The sequence below is a fragment of the Ensifer sp. KUDG1 genome (genome assembly GCF_050434285.1).
Taxonomy (GTDB): domain Bacteria; phylum Pseudomonadota; class Alphaproteobacteria; order Rhizobiales; family Rhizobiaceae; genus Ensifer.
In genome coordinates this window covers 985,151-1,000,580 of sequence record NZ_JBNDIG010000001.1, presented here as the reverse complement: position 1 = coordinate 1,000,580, position 15,430 = coordinate 985,151, and the positions used below count along the sequence as shown (strand labels likewise).

At 64.7% G+C, this 15,430-nt stretch carries 16 protein-coding genes; 12 read left to right on the top strand and 4 right to left on the bottom strand.

The annotated features are described in order from the left end of the window. Window positions 1-5: 5 nt before the first annotated feature. Window positions 6-887 (bottom strand): branched-chain amino acid aminotransferase, encoded by an 882-nt coding sequence (locus M2267_RS04885; RefSeq protein ID WP_402323114.1) that lies wholly within the window; start codon window positions 885-887, stop codon window positions 6-8. Window positions 888-1,038: 151 nt separating this feature from the next. On the opposite strand from M2267_RS04885, the gene M2267_RS04880 reads away from it, so the two are divergent. The 6 genes from M2267_RS04880 (at window position 1,039) to tam (ending at window position 5,694) form a co-directional block, all read left to right on the top strand. Beyond that, window positions 1,039-1,572: an N-acetyltransferase family protein gene (locus tag M2267_RS04880; RefSeq protein WP_429112859.1), complete on the top strand. Its 534-nt coding sequence runs from the start codon at window positions 1,039-1,041 to the stop codon at window positions 1,570-1,572. Next, on the top strand, window positions 1,569-2,609 hold the full coding sequence (locus tag M2267_RS04875) for a zinc-dependent alcohol dehydrogenase family protein (RefSeq protein ID WP_429112856.1): 1,041 nt from the start codon (window positions 1,569-1,571) through the stop codon (window positions 2,607-2,609). Before M2267_RS04880 ends, M2267_RS04875 begins: the two co-directional genes overlap by 4 nt. Before the next feature lie 96 nt (window positions 2,610-2,705). Next, window positions 2,706-3,389 carry a YoaK family protein gene (locus M2267_RS04870; protein WP_429112855.1) on the top strand — a complete coding sequence of 228 codons (684 nt, stop codon included), beginning with the start codon at window positions 2,706-2,708 and terminating at the stop codon, window positions 3,387-3,389. Between the two features lie 106 nt (window positions 3,390-3,495). Beyond that, window positions 3,496-4,056 carry a phosphatase gene (locus M2267_RS04865; protein ID WP_429112853.1) on the top strand — a complete coding sequence of 187 codons (561 nt, stop codon included), beginning with the start codon at window positions 3,496-3,498 and terminating at the stop codon, window positions 4,054-4,056. Window positions 4,057-4,246: 190 nt separating this feature from the next. Beyond that, on the top strand, window positions 4,247-4,909 hold the full coding sequence (locus M2267_RS04860; protein ID WP_034789254.1) for a haloacid dehalogenase type II: 663 nt from the start codon (window positions 4,247-4,249) through the stop codon (window positions 4,907-4,909). A gap of 11 nt (window positions 4,910-4,920) precedes the next feature. After that, a complete protein-coding gene (gene tam / locus M2267_RS04855; protein WP_205239282.1) occupies window positions 4,921-5,694 on the top strand; it encodes a trans-aconitate 2-methyltransferase in 774 nt (257 codons plus the stop codon). A gap of 20 nt (window positions 5,695-5,714) precedes the next feature. Here tam and M2267_RS04850 read toward each other — a convergent pair whose 3' ends face one another. After that, a complete protein-coding gene (locus M2267_RS04850; RefSeq protein WP_429112850.1) occupies window positions 5,715-6,608 on the bottom strand; it encodes a LysR family transcriptional regulator in 894 nt (297 codons plus the stop codon). Window positions 6,609-6,746: 138 nt separating this feature from the next. On the opposite strand from M2267_RS04850, the gene M2267_RS04845 reads away from it, so the two are divergent. From M2267_RS04845 to M2267_RS04835, 3 genes are all read left to right on the top strand, one after another. Further along, complete coding sequence (locus tag M2267_RS04845) at window positions 6,747-7,928, top strand: MFS transporter (RefSeq protein ID WP_429112847.1); 1,182 nt, start codon at window positions 6,747-6,749, stop codon at window positions 7,926-7,928. A 104-nt stretch (window positions 7,929-8,032) separates the two neighbouring features. After that, complete coding sequence (locus M2267_RS04840) at window positions 8,033-8,869, top strand: aldo/keto reductase (protein ID WP_043610947.1); 837 nt, start codon at window positions 8,033-8,035, stop codon at window positions 8,867-8,869. Window positions 8,870-9,125: 256 nt separating this feature from the next. Further along, complete coding sequence (locus M2267_RS04835; RefSeq protein ID WP_429112845.1) at window positions 9,126-10,286, top strand: MFS transporter; 1,161 nt, start codon at window positions 9,126-9,128, stop codon at window positions 10,284-10,286. Here the strand turns inward: M2267_RS04835 and M2267_RS04830 are convergent. Then, window positions 10,283-11,194 carry a LysR family transcriptional regulator gene (locus M2267_RS04830; RefSeq protein WP_429112843.1) on the bottom strand — a complete coding sequence of 304 codons (912 nt, stop codon included), beginning with the start codon at window positions 11,192-11,194 and terminating at the stop codon, window positions 10,283-10,285. The two genes, M2267_RS04835 and M2267_RS04830, sit on opposite strands and share 4 nt — an antisense overlap. 105 nt (window positions 11,195-11,299) lie before the next feature. On the opposite strand from M2267_RS04830, the gene wrbA reads away from it, so the two are divergent. Both wrbA and M2267_RS04820 read left to right on the top strand, forming a co-directional pair. Further along, window positions 11,300-11,932: an NAD(P)H:quinone oxidoreductase gene (gene wrbA / locus M2267_RS04825; RefSeq protein ID WP_429112840.1), complete on the top strand. Its 633-nt coding sequence runs from the start codon at window positions 11,300-11,302 to the stop codon at window positions 11,930-11,932. Further along, window positions 11,932-13,134 carry a CynX/NimT family MFS transporter gene (locus M2267_RS04820; protein WP_429112837.1) on the top strand — a complete coding sequence of 401 codons (1,203 nt, stop codon included), beginning with the start codon at window positions 11,932-11,934 and terminating at the stop codon, window positions 13,132-13,134. The genes wrbA and M2267_RS04820 overlap by 1 nt, the downstream gene beginning before the upstream one ends. A gap of 73 nt (window positions 13,135-13,207) precedes the next feature. On the opposite strand, the gene M2267_RS04815 is transcribed toward M2267_RS04820, so the two are convergent. Then, window positions 13,208-13,600: a hypothetical protein gene (locus tag M2267_RS04815; protein WP_034789243.1), complete on the bottom strand. Its 393-nt coding sequence runs from the start codon at window positions 13,598-13,600 to the stop codon at window positions 13,208-13,210. Window positions 13,601-13,850: 250 nt separating this feature from the next. Between M2267_RS04815 and M2267_RS04810 the strand changes: the two genes are divergently transcribed. Continuing rightward, on the top strand, window positions 13,851-15,425 hold the full coding sequence (locus tag M2267_RS04810; protein WP_429112835.1) for a helicase HerA-like C-terminal domain-containing protein: 1,575 nt from the start codon (window positions 13,851-13,853) through the stop codon (window positions 15,423-15,425). Window positions 15,426-15,430 lie beyond the last annotated feature (5 nt).

Below are 15,430 nucleotides of genomic sequence, written 5' to 3'. Positions count from 1 at the left end.
CTGCGTCAGATGTCGCGGGCCGCGTGCGCCCAGTCCATGTAGAGATCGCGCGCCTTGGCGGCGACCGGGCCTGCCTGCAGGTCGCGGCTTTCAAGACGTGTCACCGGCAGAACCTTGGAGTAGTTGCCGGACGTGAAGATCTCGTCGGCCGCTTCGAAGTCGGCCATCGTCAGCGTTGCCTCGACCACTTCGAAGCCGGCTTCGCGCAGCAGCGTCATGACGCGGAAGCGGGTGATGCCGGCAAGGAAGGTGCGGTTGGCAGCCGGCGTAAAGACGACGCCGTCCTTGACCAGGAAGACGTTGGAAGAGCCGGTCTCGGCAATGTTGCCGAGCATGTCGCGCACCAGCGCATTGTCGAAGCCGCGCGAACGGGCCTCGGTCAGGATGCGCGCATTGTTCGGATAGAGGCAACCTGCCTTGGCGTCGGTCGGCATCGATTCCAGCGTCGGCCGACGGAAGGGCGACAGCGTCAGCGACGAGCCGCCATGGCCGTTGCCCATCGGCGCCTCGAACAGGCAAAGCGCAAAACGGGTCGATTCCGGATCGATGGCGACGACGCCGGCTGCGCCATGCTCGGCCCAGTACATCGGCTTCACGTAAAGTGCTGTCTTGCCGTCGAATTTCTTGGCGCCTTCCCAGGTCAGCGCCTCGATCTCTTCCGCCGCCATCGTCGGCTTCAGGCCAAGCGCGGTCGCCGAGCGGTTGACGCGCTGGCAATGCAGGTCGAGGTCGGGGGCGACACCGTCGAAGACGCGGGCGCCGTCGAACACCGTCGAGCCCAGCCACATCGCGTGCGAGGTCGGGCCGATCAGCGGCGGATTGCCCGAGAGCCATTCACCATCGACATAGGTCCAGGTCACTGAGCGGGGGGATGTATCGACGGCCATCTGCGTCTCCTTGAGGTTTTTATTCTAGTCTTTCCGCATACCCCGAAAAAACAGCATCGGGGTGAATGGGTCTATCAAAAAATGTCATGGCGGCCGTTCTGGTACCGCGACGGCCTCTCGCTTAGTCTCCTCGGCAAAGAAAGGGAAAGCCGTGCGCATCAAGCATCTCGACGCAGACGACGTGGATATCTTCCGCCGCATCAGGCTGGAAGCGCTCAACCGCGACCCCGATGCCTTCGCCTCGACGGCGGCCGACTGGGAGCGGCTTTCAACGGAAGAATGGCGGACGCGGCTGACCGCCAACGCCGTATTCGTGGCCTTCGACGGCGATGAACCGGTCGGCATCATGGGGCTGATGCGCGAGCGCGCGAGCCGGCTGGCGCACCGGGGCACGATCATCATGGTCTATGTCCGCAGCGCGGCACGCGGGTCCGGCGTGGCCCAGCAGCTTCTCCAGCAATTGACCGACCACGCACGCTCGGCCGGCATCCGGCTGCTCGAACTCGTGGTGCGTGCCGACAATCCGGCGGCGATCCGCTTTTATGAACGCGCAGGTTTCTACAAGATCGGGCACGTTCCCGGCGGCATGCGCGACGGCGACCGGGAGGTCGACGAATTTCTGATGGCGCGCCACATCGACGGCCGCGCCGCACCCATTCAGCCATTGCAAGGAGCGCCCCGATGAAAGCCATGTATTACGACGCCTTCGAGAAGATGCCGGAAATCCGCACCCTTCCGGATCCGACACCGACGGAGAACGGCGTGGTCATCAAGGTCGAGGCAACAGGGCTTTGCCGGTCGGACTGGCACGGCTGGATGGGCCATGATGCCGATATCCGCCTGCCGCATGTGCCCGGCCACGAACTGGCGGGCGTGGTGACCGCTGCCGGCCGCGGCGTCATGCGCTACAAGGTCGGCGACCGGGTCACCGTGCCCTTCGTTTCCGGCTGCGGCCGCTGCGGCGAATGCCGTTCCGGCAACCAGCAGGTCTGCGAGGCGCAGTTCCAGCCGGGCTTCACCCATTGGGGCTCGTTTGCCGAATATGTGGCGCTCGACTTTGCCGACCAGAACCTCGTGCACCTGCCTGAAAGCATGGATTTCGCCACGGCTGCGAGCCTCGGCTGCCGCTTCGCCACCTCCTTCCGCGCCGTCGCCGACCAGGCCAAGGTCAAGGGCGGCGAGTGGGTGGCGGTGCATGGCTGCGGCGGCGTCGGCCTCTCGGCGATCATGATCGCGGCCGCCCTCGGCGCCCAGCCGATCGCGATCGACATTGCCGAAGACAAGCTCGCCTTCGCCAGGAAACTCGGCGCGGTCGCAGTCATCAATGGTCGCGAGGTTGAGGACGTGGCAGCGGCAGTGAAGGATATCACTGGCGGCGGCGCCCATGTCTCGATCGACGCGCTCGGAAATCCGGTAACCTGCTTCAACTCGATCAAGAACTTGCGCCGGCGCGGCCGCCACGTCCAGGTCGGGCTGATGCTCGGGGACCAGGCGACGCCGCAGATCCCGATGGCGCAGGTGATCGGCCACGAGCTCGAAATCTACGGCAGCCACGGCATGCAGGCCTGGCGCTACGACGCCATGCTGGCGATGATCGCCGATGGCAGGCTGAAGCCGCAGCAACTGATCGGCCGGGAAATCTCTCTCGAGGAGGCGATCCCCGCCCTCGTCGCCATGGACCGCGCCACCGATCTCGGCATCAGCGTCATCACGCGTTTCTGATAGCACGCCGGAAACGTCGGCAGGCAATATGACACGCGCCCATTCCGACTCACCGTCCGCATGCGCTAGCCTTGCGCCCAATCGGGGGCAAGGCAGATGACCATTGCGAGACGTCGAAGACTGATCAAGCGGCAGCGCACCGGCACGGCGCTGGCCGTCGCCGCGACGATCTCGTTTCTCGCCGGCATGACCGACGCGATCGGGCTCTTGAGCATCGGCGACTTCGTTTCGTTCATGAGCGGCAACACGACCCGGGCGGCGATCGCGCTCGGCGACGGCGATTTCATCGGCGCCCTGCTGCTGGTCGGCGCGCTCGGGGCGTTCATCCTCGGCAACGCGCTCGGCGTGATCGCAGCCGCACGCCTAGGCGTCGTCGGCGTCCTCTCGATGGTCAGTCTGGTGCTGATGCTCTGCGCCGGCTTCGGGATCTCGATGCCACGCCCCTTCTATTTCTACGGCATCGTGCTTGCCATGGGCCTGGTCAACGCCGCCGTCGAACACATCGAGGGTCTGCCGATCGGGCTTACCTACGTGACCGGCGCCCTTTCCCGTTTCGGGCGCGGCATCGGACGCTGGCTGCTCGGCAACACCAACCGCCAATGGCTCATGCAGATCGTGCCCTGGCTCGGCATGTTCTCAGGCGCCGTCGCCGGCGCCGTGCTGCAGCGACACTTCGGCCCGGCGTCGCTCTGGGCCTCCTTCGCGCTCAGCACCGGGCTCACGCTGGCCACCATTCTGGTGCCGTCGCGCTGGTCGAAGCGCTACACCCATCCGGGTTGATCCTGCTCCGGCCACAGCTTTTCGCCTGTCGCCAAGTTTTTGCCCTTAAGCCCGGACGGGATTCAGGGCAAAATCCGCGCTGAAGAATCACGAGCGAGGTCCTGCCATGGCGCTTGCGGCAGCCGTTACTGCGGATGAACTTTACCATCCCATCCTCAAGGCCAATCCGGCGCATCCGTCCGGCTGGCCGATCCGGGTCATCGTCAGCTCGCAGACCGAGGCGCGGCACAATCGCGCGCTCTGGGCGCCGACGCACCTGATCTCCATCCGTGCGCCCGGCAGCCGGCTTCTGTCGATGATCGAGCTGCCGCCGGAAAATCACCTGGAACTGTTTTTCGGCGACACGACCGATCCGGACGAGCCGGATGCGGCGCGTCCGCAGGCGGTCGAGGCCGCTTTCGCTTTCGTCGACCGGCTGCCCGAAGACGCGCATCTGCTCGTCCATTGCCTGCGAGGCATTGGCCGCGCGACGGCGCTGACGCTCGGAATTCTGGCGCGCTACATGCCGCCGGAAGATGCGGCCGCAGCCCTGCATGCGTTGCGACCGGAGGCCAAGCCGAACCGGCATGTGGTCAACCTTTGCGACACGGCGCTCGGGCTCAAGGGCAAGCTCGCCAAGCAGGCGCTGCGCTTCCCGGCGAAAGTCTGGAAACCGGCCAAAGCCTGAGGCAGCAAACCTGCCTTCGAGCGGCCGACCGTTGTGCGATGCACAAATATTTGACATGATCCGCGTAAAGAACGGTGACAGCGTGCTGCCCGATCGGGCATGATGCTGTAAGCCTTTGTTTTCGGATGGGCTTTGACGCGGCATGTGTGCCCTGTCGGCCAGCGCCGAAGACAGCAGACGGGAGGAAACGATGTCCCACGCGGCCTATGTGTTTGACGCCTACGGCACGCTCTTCGACGTGCATGCGGCCGTCAGGCGCCACGCTGAGGAGATCGGGCCCGACGGGCAGGCTTTTTCCGAACTCTGGCGGGCCAAGCAGCTTGAATATTCGTGGGTGCGCTCGCTGATGGGCAGCTACCAGGATTTCTGGAAGCTGACCGAACAGGCGCTCGACTTTGCCTTCGCTCGCTTTCCCTCCGCCGACCCGAAGCTGCGCAAGCGGTTGCTCGACGCCTACTGGACGCTCGACTGCTACCCGGAAGTGCCGGCAGTTCTGAAAGGTCTCAAGGAGCGCGGGGCGCGGATCGCCATCCTCTCCAACGGTTCGCCGGCCATGCTCGCGTCAGCCGTGCGCAACGCCGCACTCGATATCGTCATCGACGACGTCTTTTCGGTCGATGCGGTCAAGGCGTTCAAGACGGCACCTGCCGTCTACGATCTCGTCACCACCAGCTACAGGCTCTACCCGCACGCCGTGTCGTTCCAGTCGTCGAACCGCTGGGACATTGCCGGGGCAACGAAGTTCGGCTTCCGCACCGTGTGGATCAATAGGGCGGACATGCCGGACGAATATCGCGATCACGGTCCGGCGTTGATCCTGCCCTCTCTCGAAAGTCTGCAATTCGGTATCTGAAGGAGTTCCCGATGGCCTGGTCGCCCGCGCAGTATCTGAAGTTCGAAGACGAACGCACCCGGCCAGCCAGAGACCTTCTCGCCCAAGTGCCCGACCTGCCGGAAGGCCTCGCCTTCGATCTCGGCTGCGGCCCGGGAAACTCCACCGAACTCATCCGCGACCGTTTTCCCTGGAGCACACTTTCCGGCCTCGACAGCGACGAGAACATGCTCGTTGCCGCCGCCAAACGGCTGCCCGGAGTATCCTTCGAAAAGGCGGATCTTGCGACCTGGGTTCCTCCCACCGGCGCTTCGCTGTTTTACGGCAACGCCGTCTTCCAATGGCTTCCGAACCATCTCACGATCTTCGAAAGGCTGATGAAGGCGCTCGCCTCCTGCGGCACGCTCGCGGTGCAGATGCCGGACAATCTTGCAGAGCCGAGCCACGTGCTGATGGAAGAGACCGCGCGCAGCCCGGCTTTCGCTGAAGCGTTTGCCGGCAAAACCATCCGCCGCAACCCGATGCCACCGCCGGCAACCTATGTCGAATGCCTGGCGCCATGGGCAGCGCGTATCGAGGTCTGGCACACGATCTACTATCATCGCCTCGCCAATGCGGAGGCGATCGTCGAATGGGTGAAAGGGACCGGCCTTAGACCCTATCTCGACGCCCTGCCCGAGGGCCGGCGGAGCGGCTTTCTCGCCGACTACACCGACAGGATACGCGCAGCCTATCCGGCGACGAGCGACGGCAAGGTGCTCCTGCGTTTTCCGCGGTTCTTCATCCTGGCGGTCAAGGCGGCCTGAGTTCGTTGCCCGCCAAGCGCTTACATGCGCTCGGCGAGAAAATCGATGAAGGCGCGGATGCGGGCCGCGAGATGCTCATGGCCGGCATAGACGGCATAGACCGTCTCGATCTCGCCCGACTGATAGTCCTCGAGCAGCGGCACCAGCGTTGCCGCCTCGAAATCCGGCTCGACATGGAAACGACCGATACGCCCGATGCCAACTCCGGCAAGGCAAAGCTGGCGGACGATCGAGCCGCTCGAAACCTGCATGTTGCCGGAGACCGTTCGGTGCTCGATCTGAGACTGGCCCGGCATGCGAAACGCCCATTCGTCGACGCTGCGGCGGAAATTGAAACGAATGCAATTGTGGCCGTCGAGATCGTCAGGGGTTTTCGGGATCCCGTGCTTTTCCAGGTAGGCGGGCGAAGCGATCACCACCGGCCGGGTTTCCATCAGCTTGCGCGCCTTCAGGGATGAATCACGCAGCGGTCCGGTGCGGATCGCCACGTCCGTGCGTTCGCCGACCACATCGATCATGCTATCGGTCAGCGTCAGGTCGAGCTGGACTTCCGGGTATCGCGCCAGGAACTCCGGCGCGAGCGGCATGATGTAGCGCTCGCCGAAACCGACGGCGGCGTTCACCCGCAAGAGCCCGCGCGGCGCCATGCGTCCGCCAGCGGCAACCACGTGCTCGGTCTCGGCGATGTCTCCGAGGATCCGTTGCGCCCGCTGGAAATAGACTTCGCCCTCCGGTGTGAGTTGCAAGGTGCGGGTCGAGCGCACGAGAAGACGCGTGCCGAGCCGATCCTCGATGCGGGTCACCAGCTTGCTGACCGCCGACGGCGAGAGTTTCAGACGCCGCGCCGCAGCAGAGAAGCTGCGGGTCTCCGACACGGCGACAAAAACCTCCATCTCACCCGCCCGGTTGTCCATGCTCGTCCTTTGAACTGAATTCACAAACGTTTGTCTGATTATGCGTATTATCGCAAGGAGTGCAAAGGGTCATATTCCCCCCGACTTCAACAACAGCCACACGCCCGGTGCTCCCAGCCGGGTGGGAAAGGTCTCGTCGTGCCTATTGCCATACTTGCGCTGACGATCGCGGCCTATGCGATCGGAACCACGGAATTCGTGATCGTCGGCCTGCTGCCGACGGTCGCCACCGACCTCAATGTCACCCTGCCGCTCGCCGGCCTGATCGTCAGCGTCTATGCGCTCGGCGTCACCTTCGGCGCGCCTGTGCTGACCGCCCTCACCGGCCGGATCGAGCGCAAGCCGCTGCTGATCGGCCTGATGGCGCTGTTCATCGTCGGCAATGCCGCCGCAGCATTGTCGCCGAGCTATGAACCGCTGCTCGTCGCCCGCGTCATTTCCGCCTTTGCCCATGGCGTATTCTTCTCGGTCGGTTCGACCATTGCCGCCGACCTCGTACCGGAAGACCGCCGCGCCTCGGCCATTGCCATGATGTTCATGGGCCTGACGGTCGCGATCGTCACCGGCGTTCCGCTCGGCACCTGGATCGGCCAGACCTTCGGCTGGCGCGCCACCTTCTGGGCCGTGACCGGTCTCGGCGTCGTCGCTCTTGGCGCGATCGCGGCCCTGTTGCCGAACACGCTCTCCAAGGCCCCGCCGGCAAAGCTCATCGACCAGGTCCGAGTGCTCGGCTCCGGCCGCCTGCTGATCGTCTTCGCGATGACTGCGCTCGGTTACGGCGGCACCTTCGTCGCGTTCACGTTCCTCGCGCCGATCCTGCAGGACATCACCGGCTTTTCGGAAAGCGCCGTCAGCCTGATCCTGGTGCTCTACGGGATCGCGATCGCCATCGGCAACATTGCCGGCGGCAAGATCGCCAACCGCGATCCGGTGAAGGCGCTGATCGGCCTGTTCCTTGCGCAGGCGGCAGTCTTGGTAGTCTTCACCTTCACGGCGCCTTCGCCGGTGCTGACGCTGGTCACCCTTGCCGCACTCGGCTTCCTGTCCTTCGCCAATGTGCCGGGCTTGCAGCTCTATGTGGTGCAGCTTGCCAAGCAACACCGTCCCGGCGCCGTCGATGTCGCCTCGGCGCTCAACATCGCGGCCTTCAACCTCGGCATCGCCGTCGGCGCCTGGCTCGGTGGCGTCATCGTCGCCTCGCCGCTCGGCCTCGGCATGACGCCCGTCATCGGTGCCTTGCTCGTCGCCGCCGCCCTGCTGCTGACGCTGCTCAGCGGTGCCCTTGATCGTCGCACCGGGGCGGCCTACCAAACGGCTTGAACCGCCGTTCCCGAGGACCACCTATAGCCTCATTCCTTTTTCGCCCGGCCAAGTGGCCGGGCGCGCATCAAGCATAACATACCAAGTACAAGGAGTTACCCACCATGCATTCCGTCAATTCCAACGGCGCCAACATTCCGGCGCTCGGCTTCGGCACTTTCCGCATGCCCGGCGCCGACGTGCTGCGCGTTCTGCCGGAAGCCTTGAAGCTCGGCTTCCACCACGTGGACACCGCACAGATCTACGGCAACGAGGCCGAAGTCGGCGAAGCGATCCAGAATTCCGGTGTCTCCCGTGCCGACATCTTCCTCACCACCAAGGTCTGGGTCGACAAATATGCCCATCGCGACTTCCTCGTTTCGGTCGACGAAAGCCTGAAGAAGCTGCGGACCGACCATGTCGATCTGCTGCTCCTGCACTGGCCGGGCGGCAGTGACGTGCCGATGGCCGAGCGCATCGGCGCCCTCAACGAAGTTCAGAAGGCCGGCAAGGTCCGCCATATCGGCATCAGCAACTTCAACACGGCGCAGATGGAAGAGGCCGTGAAGCTCAGCGACGCGCCTGTTGCCACCAACCAGGTCGAATACCACCCCTATCTCGACCAGACCAAGGTGCTTCAGACCGCCCGCAAGCACGGCATGTCGATCACCGCCTATTACGCCATGGCAAACGGCAAGGTGCCGAACGATCCGCTCCTGAAGGAGATCGGCGCCCGCCACGGCAAGACCGCCGCTCAAGTCGCGTTGCGCTGGCTGGTGCAGCAGAAGGACGTGATCACGCTTTCGAAGACCGCGACGATCGATCGCCTGAAGGAAAACTTCGCGATCTTCGACTTCGCGCTCGGCGACGGCGAAATGGCCGAGATCCACACGCTTGCGCGTGCGGACGGCCGCATCGTCAACCCGGAAGGCCTCGCACCGGTCTGGGACAAGGCCGCCTGATCCTAGGTTGGGCGGGATGCGGGTGGAAACCGCATCCACTTTTCCTCATCCCGCCTCTTGGATTGGGGCGGGATGCCGGCGGAAAACCGCGCACACTTTTCCTCATCCCGCCTCTTGGATTGGAGCGGGATGCGGGCGGAAAACCGCGTACACTTTTCCTCATCCCGCTCGGTCATTTCGCCGCCGGCCAATTCCCTGCCGGCGGCGGATACGATATGGACATCGCCTTGAAGACACCGATCAGAGGGAGGGGGCGATGTCGTTGCAGGATGCTGAGGCGATAGATTTTGCCCCCGACTGGCCGGCGATCATCGCCGTGGTTCTCGGTGTCACCGCCTTCTCCGTCGCGCAAGGGCTGACCTATCCGCTGATCTCGCTCTCGCTCGAGAGCCGCGGCGTTTCGGCCGGCATGATCGGCCTTAACGCCATGGCCTTTGCCGCCGGTCTCGGTGCGGCAACGCTGCTGCTCGGGCGGTTAACGCGGCTTGCTTCGGCCGACAGGCTGATCATCGCCAGCCTGATCGGCTGCTCGGTCTGCCTTGCCACACTTGCTTCCACGTCCGAACTCGCCATCTGGTTTGTCGCCCGTTTTGCCCTCGGCTTCTTCGTGAGCCTGGTGTTCATGCTCGGCGAAGCCTGGCTGAACACCGCCTGCCCGGACCGGCTGCGCGGCCGCGTCTCCGGCCTTTACGGCGCCGGCATGTGCGGCGGATTTGCTGCCGGCCCGCTTGCAATTCCGTTGCTTGGAACCAGCGGCGGCCTCGGCTTTGCGCTGCTGGCGATCTACATCGCACTCGTCGCCTTTCTGACCGGGCTCCTGACCATGGGCGCGCGCACGCGGCCCGAACCCTCGTCGACCCGCGACCTCTTTTCCTTTTTCACCAAGGCGCCAATCCTGATCCTGATGGTGCTGATGTTCGGTTTTGCCGATATTGCCGCGATCTCCGCCATGCCCGTCTACTTCGTCAAGACCGGGCACAGCCAGGCGTTTGCGGCCCTCAGCGTCACGGCGCTCGCCATACCGACGGCGCTCGCGCAGCCTTTCATCGGTGTGTTGCTCGACCGGCTGCCGCGCCGCCGGGTGGCGATCTCGGCTGCCGCGGTCGCTGCCACCGGCTATCTTCTCGTGCCGTTCCTCTCGTCCGACGTGGCGCTGCTTCTGACCTTCGCCTTCATCGGCGCGGCGAGCTTCGCGCTCTATACGGCAGCACTCACCATGCTCGGGGAAGAGTATCGCGGCAGCATGCTGGTTGCCGGCAGCGCCGCCTTTTCGCTTGCCTATGCCGCCGGCAGTGCCGCTGGCTCCGGCGCGACCGGCGCGCTGATGAACTTCATCAATCCGGTCGCCGGCCCGCTCGGCGTGGGCCTCGTGCTCGTAATCTTCACGCTTGCCTTCGCGTTCAACGGCCGACGCTAGCCCTCGGCGCAGATCCGGGCGAGAGCCTCGCTGAAAACACGGGCCGCCGGTCCGAGCGGCTCGTCGATCCGGTGAATGAGATAGGCTTCGGCGCCCACCTGGCTGTTGCGGCCAAGGGCTGCCGTCGGCATGCGCACGAGCCGGCCTTCGGCAAGGTCGCGCTCCACCTGCCAGAACGGCAGCCGACCCCAGCCGAGGCCCGAACGGATCATCGCATGTTTCGTGTCCTGGCTGCTGACGCGGCAGGTTTGCGGCGAGAGCACGCCGAAGTCGCGCCCGACCGTACGCTGCGACGGATCCGACAGGACGATCTGCAGATGGTCCGCAAGCTCGGCAGTGTCGAGCACATCTCCCCCTGCGCGCAGGCCCAAGGGATGATTTGCAGCGACGACCGCGACGAGTTCGACCGTCGCAAGCGCCCGACGGGCGATCGCCGGATCACGGAAATCCTCGCCGACGGTGATGCCGAGCGTGAAGCGGCGATCGACCAGGCCATCGAGCGGCCCGCCGAGCGGCAGGACCGCAAGCCGGATCGACACATCCGGATAGGCGCACCGCATCTCCTTCAGCGCCAGGCCGACGGTCTCGATCGGAAACAGCGTGTCGACGACCAGGGAAAGCTCAAGCTCGATGCCTTCGCCGAGCCCGCGTGCCCGGGCGCGCATCGCGTCCACCCTGAGCAGGATGTCGCGGGCGTTGGCGAGCAGCGCCTGCCCTTCCGCCGTCAGGACCGGCCGATGGCCGGAACGGTCGAACAGGGCGACACCGAGTTCGGCCTCCATGTTGGCGATGGCATGGCTGACGGCCGACTGCACCCGTGACAGCCTGGCGGCACCGGCGCGGAAGCTTCCGCTTTCGGCGACGGTCACGAAGGTCCGCATCTGATCGAGAGTGAGCGCATCCAGCATGATCGATTCCATAGATCATCTTGATGAAAATTATATCACTCCAAGAGATCAAGAAAAGCACCCATCTTTTCCTTGAACAGAGATGCTCTCCAGAAAGGACAGCGGATGACCAAGGTGCTCGTACTTTACTATTCCTCCTACGGCCATATCGAAACCATGGCGAAGGCGGTGGCCGAGGGCGCCCGCGCCGCCGGCGCCGACGTCGCGTTGAAGCGTGTGCCGGAGATCGTGCCCGAGGCGGTAGCAATCAAGGCAGGCTACAAGCGCGACCAGGAGGCGCCTGTCGCCACGGTCGCGGAACTTCCCGACTACGATGCGATCATCATCGGCACGCCGACCCGGTTCGGCAGCATGGCGGCGCAGATGAAGAATTTTCTCGACCAGGCGGGCGGCATCTGGGCGCAGGACGCGCTGGTGGGGCGCGTCGGCGGGGTCTTCACCTCGAGCGGCAGCCAGCATGGCGGCCAGGAAGCGACGATCCTTGCCACTCATACGGTTCTCTTGCATCTGGGCATGGTGATCGTCGGCCTGCCCTATACATTCAAGGACCAGATGCGCATGGACGAAATCACCGGCGGCTCTCCCTATGGCGCCACCACGCTGGCCGACAACGGCCGTGGCGGCGACCGCCAACCGAGCGCCAACGAACTGAACGGCGCGCGCTTCCAGGGTCGCCACATTGCGGAACTCACGGCCGCCCTCGTCGCCGGCCGTGCGCGCGTGCCGGAGCCCGCGTGATGACCGCCACGGCAATCCTTATCCGGGACAGAACCGACTGGACCGGCGTGACAACCGTGGTTGCAGCCGGTGTGGTCGCCGCCATGCAGGTGGGCAAGGGCTTGATTGCCGGGCCGCTGCTGCAGTCCGATCTGGGGCTTGACCTCTCCGCCCTCGGCTGGATCACCTCCGTCTTCGCCATCGTCGGCGTCGTCGGGGGCATGGCCGCCGGCGCATTCGTCACGGCGGCGGGCGACCGTCGTCTGCTTGGCATCGGCATGGCGCTGCTGGCGCTCGGTTCTTTTGCCGGCGCGGCGAGCCCGGCATTCACACTGCTACTGCTGTCGCGCATCATCGAGGGCTTCGGCTTTCTGCTGGTCGTCGTCGCCGGCCCGGCCATCCTCATGCGGCTGGTGACGCAGGAGCGCCGCGATGTCGTCTTTGCGCTCTGGAGCTGTTTCATGCCCGCGGGCATGGCGATCGCCATGCTGACGGGGCCTGCCTTTGCCGACTGGCAGGCGATCTGGTGGAGCAACGGCTTGCTCACGCTTGCGAGCCTCGCCTCCATCTTCCTCGCCGTTTCGCCGTCCCGGCAAGCATCGCGTGTCTCCACCCGCTTCAGGGACGATGCCGCGGAAACGCTGACGAGCCGAGGCCCGGTGCTGCTCTTCGTGCTTTTTTCGCTCTACAGCCTGATGAGCTTCACGCTTTCCAGCTTTCTGCCGATCCTGCTGATCGAGCGCCTGCAGGTCTCGCTTGGAACCGTCGGCCTCCTGAGCGCCGTCATCACGCTGGTGAACGTCTTCGGCAATCTGGCCGCCGGCCATCTGCTGTCCCGCGGCTTTGCCCGCGGCAGGCTGGTCGCGAGTGCCGCACTCTTGACCGGCGTGTCCGGCCTTTGGATTTTCCTGAGCCCGTCAGGCGGACATCTGATCCTGGCGCTCTGCATCCTGTTTTCCGCGATCGGCGGGCTCATCCCGGCGACGCTGATCTCTTCGGTGCCGCTCCTGTCGCCGCGTCCGGCGCTTGCGCCAATGACGATGGGCCTGCTGATGCAGGGCAGCAACTTCGGGCAGCTCGTCGGCCCTGTTGCGGTCGGAACCGCAATCGAACACTACGGATGGGCTTCAGGGGCGGTCTTCATCGGCGCCGGCGCCGTTCTTTGCATCGCGCTGGCGCCCACACTCGAACGGACGCTACGGGAAAGCAGATCCGAACGCTGACACCAGCCGCAGCCAACAAAAAACCCACCGGCAGATGCCGGTGGGTTTCGTTTTTGCAGTCGAGACGCCCGTATCAGACGAACTGGCTGAGACCCGGAACCGAAGCGACGACTTCGTCGACCACGTCGGCGCCAGCCTTCTCCTTGGCGAATGCGATGGTTTCCTTGGCAAGCCCGGTGATTTCACCCATGCCGAGGCCCTGGCTCATCAGCTGCTGGCCGAGCGCCATGACGCCGCCGCCACCGATCGCCGACATCAGACCGCCGAGCAGGCCGCCGCCGCCGGTGCCTTCGCCGTTGTACTGCGCGATCAGCTCGGACGCGCCCGGGATCGCTTCGATCATCTGGGCAACCGGACCGTCGGCGGCTTCGCGCTGCAGGAAGCCGAGAATCATGCCGACAGCCTTTTCGGCCGTTGCCGGCTCGATGCCGACATTTTCAGCAACGCGCGTGACCAGTTCATTCATGGAGAAACTCCCTCATTTTGGATTTTTGACGTTGACGTCAAGGTAAACGATCGCTCGCCAAATAACAAGCCGTGAGCCGTGACTATCGACCCGTCTATATCGCCGCTTTCGGGTCGCGGATGGGCACAGCCTTGTTGCCGGGCGCAACCGCACCACCTATAACAGAAATCCAGGCACATTTCGATGACGGCGCGCCACCGCGACACTGCGAACCGCCCGCTTTCATTGATGAAACGGAGATGAAGCCCACATGTTGGAAGAAGGCAAGCTCTTTATCGGCACCAGCCGCAAGCCTGATGATTCGATCAACAAGGGCGAGTATCTGGAGCTCAAGTTCGGCAACCGCCACGGCCTGGTAACCGGCGCCACCGGCACCGGCAAGACGATCACCCTGCAGGTGCTCGCAGAAGGCTTTTCCAACGCCGGCGTCCCGGTCTTCTGCGCCGACGTCAAGGGCGACCTCTCCGGCATCGGCGCGATCGGCGAGGCCAAGGATTTCATCTTGAAGCGTGCGGAACAGATCGGTCTGCCGACGAACCCGTACGAGTTTCAAGAATTCCCGGTCATCTTCTGGGATCTCTACGGTGAAAAGGGCCATCGCGTCCGTACCACCATGTCGGAGATGGGCCCGCTGCTCCTGTCGCGGCTGATGAACGCCACCGATGCGCAGGAAGGCGTGCTCAACATCGCCTTCAAGATTGCCGACGAGGGCGGACTGCCGCTGCTCGACCTCAAGGATCTGCAGGCGCTGCTCAACTACATGGGCGACAATGCCAGCGCGCTCTCCAACCAGTTCGGTTTCATATCCAAGTCCTCGGTCGGCTCGATCCAGCGCGAGTTGCTGATCCTCGAACAGCAGGGTGCCGAACATTTCTTCGGCGAGCCGGCGTTGAAGATCTCCGACATCATGCGCACCACCAATGACGGTCGCGGCGCGATCTCGGTGCTTGCCGCCGACAAGCTGATGATGAACCCGCGGCTTTACGCCACCTTCCTGCTCTGGCTGCTGTCGGAACTGTTCGAGGAACTGCCGGAAGTGGGCGACCCGGACAAGCCGAAGCTCGTCTTCTTCTTCGACGAGGCGCACCTGCTCTTCAACGACGCGCCGAAGGCGCTGATCGAGCGCGTCGAACAGGTCGTGCGCCTGATCCGCTCCAAAGGCGTCGGCGTCTATTTCGTCACCCAGAACCCGCTCGACGTGCCGGACACGGTTCTCGGCCAGCTCGGCAACCGCGTCCAGCATGCGTTGCGCGCCTACACGCCGCGCGACCAGAAGGCGGTGAAGACCGCCGCCGACACCTTCCGCCCGAACCCGGATTTCGACTGCGCCACCGTGATCACCAATCTCGGCACCGGTGAGGCTCTCGTCTCCACGCTCGAAGGCAAGGGCGCACCCTCGATGGTCGAGCGCACGCTGGTGCGCCCGCCGCAGTCGCGCGTCGGCCCGCTGACCGAGGCCGAGCGAAAGAAGGTCATGGACGTCAGCCCGGTCCGCGGTCTTTACGACGAGGATTTCGACCGTGAATCGGCCTACGAGATCCTGGCAGCACGCGCCAAGAAGGCATCCGACGCGCAGGCCGAGGCCCAGGCTCAGGCCGGCCAGCAGACGAGCGAGGCCAGCACCGGCGGCAGCCGCTGGACGCTTCCGGGCTTTGGCGACGACGATCAGGCGGCACCGGCCGGCAAGCAGGCGCGTCCGCGCAGCTCGGGCTACCAGCGCGAGACGGTCGTCGAAGCGGCAATGAAATCGGTCGCCCGCACGGTCGCGACCCAGGTTGGCCGCGCCCTGGTGCGCGGTATCCTCGGCAGCCTCAGCCGGCGCTAACCGAG

Coding starts and splice junctions, on each gene's coding strand:
- tam (WP_205239282.1), top strand. CDS start 4,921: ATGGCCTGGTCGCCCGCGCAGTATCTGAAGTTCGAAGACGAACGCACC.
- M2267_RS04870 (WP_429112855.1), top strand. CDS start 2,706: ATGACCATTGCGAGACGTCGAAGACTGATCAAGCGGCAGCGCACCGGC.
- M2267_RS04865 (WP_429112853.1), top strand. CDS start 3,496: ATGGCGCTTGCGGCAGCCGTTACTGCGGATGAACTTTACCATCCCATC.
- M2267_RS04830 (WP_429112843.1), bottom strand. CDS start 11,194: ATGCTGGATGCGCTCACTCTCGATCAGATGCGGACCTTCGTGACCGTC.
- M2267_RS04815 (WP_034789243.1), bottom strand. CDS start 13,600: ATGAATGAACTGGTCACGCGCGTTGCTGAAAATGTCGGCATCGAGCCG.
- M2267_RS04820 (WP_429112837.1), top strand. CDS start 11,932: ATGACCGCCACGGCAATCCTTATCCGGGACAGAACCGACTGGACCGGC.
- M2267_RS04885 (WP_402323114.1), bottom strand. CDS start 887: ATGGCCGTCGATACATCCCCCCGCTCAGTGACCTGGACCTATGTCGAT.
- wrbA (WP_429112840.1), top strand. CDS start 11,300: ATGACCAAGGTGCTCGTACTTTACTATTCCTCCTACGGCCATATCGAA.
- M2267_RS04835 (WP_429112845.1), top strand. CDS start 9,126: ATGTCGTTGCAGGATGCTGAGGCGATAGATTTTGCCCCCGACTGGCCG.
- M2267_RS04840 (WP_043610947.1), top strand. CDS start 8,033: ATGCATTCCGTCAATTCCAACGGCGCCAACATTCCGGCGCTCGGCTTC.
- M2267_RS04860 (WP_034789254.1), top strand. CDS start 4,247: ATGTCCCACGCGGCCTATGTGTTTGACGCCTACGGCACGCTCTTCGAC.
- M2267_RS04810 (WP_429112835.1), top strand. CDS start 13,851: ATGTTGGAAGAAGGCAAGCTCTTTATCGGCACCAGCCGCAAGCCTGAT.
- M2267_RS04875 (WP_429112856.1), top strand. CDS start 1,569: ATGAAAGCCATGTATTACGACGCCTTCGAGAAGATGCCGGAAATCCGC.
- M2267_RS04850 (WP_429112850.1), bottom strand. CDS start 6,608: ATGGACAACCGGGCGGGTGAGATGGAGGTTTTTGTCGCCGTGTCGGAG.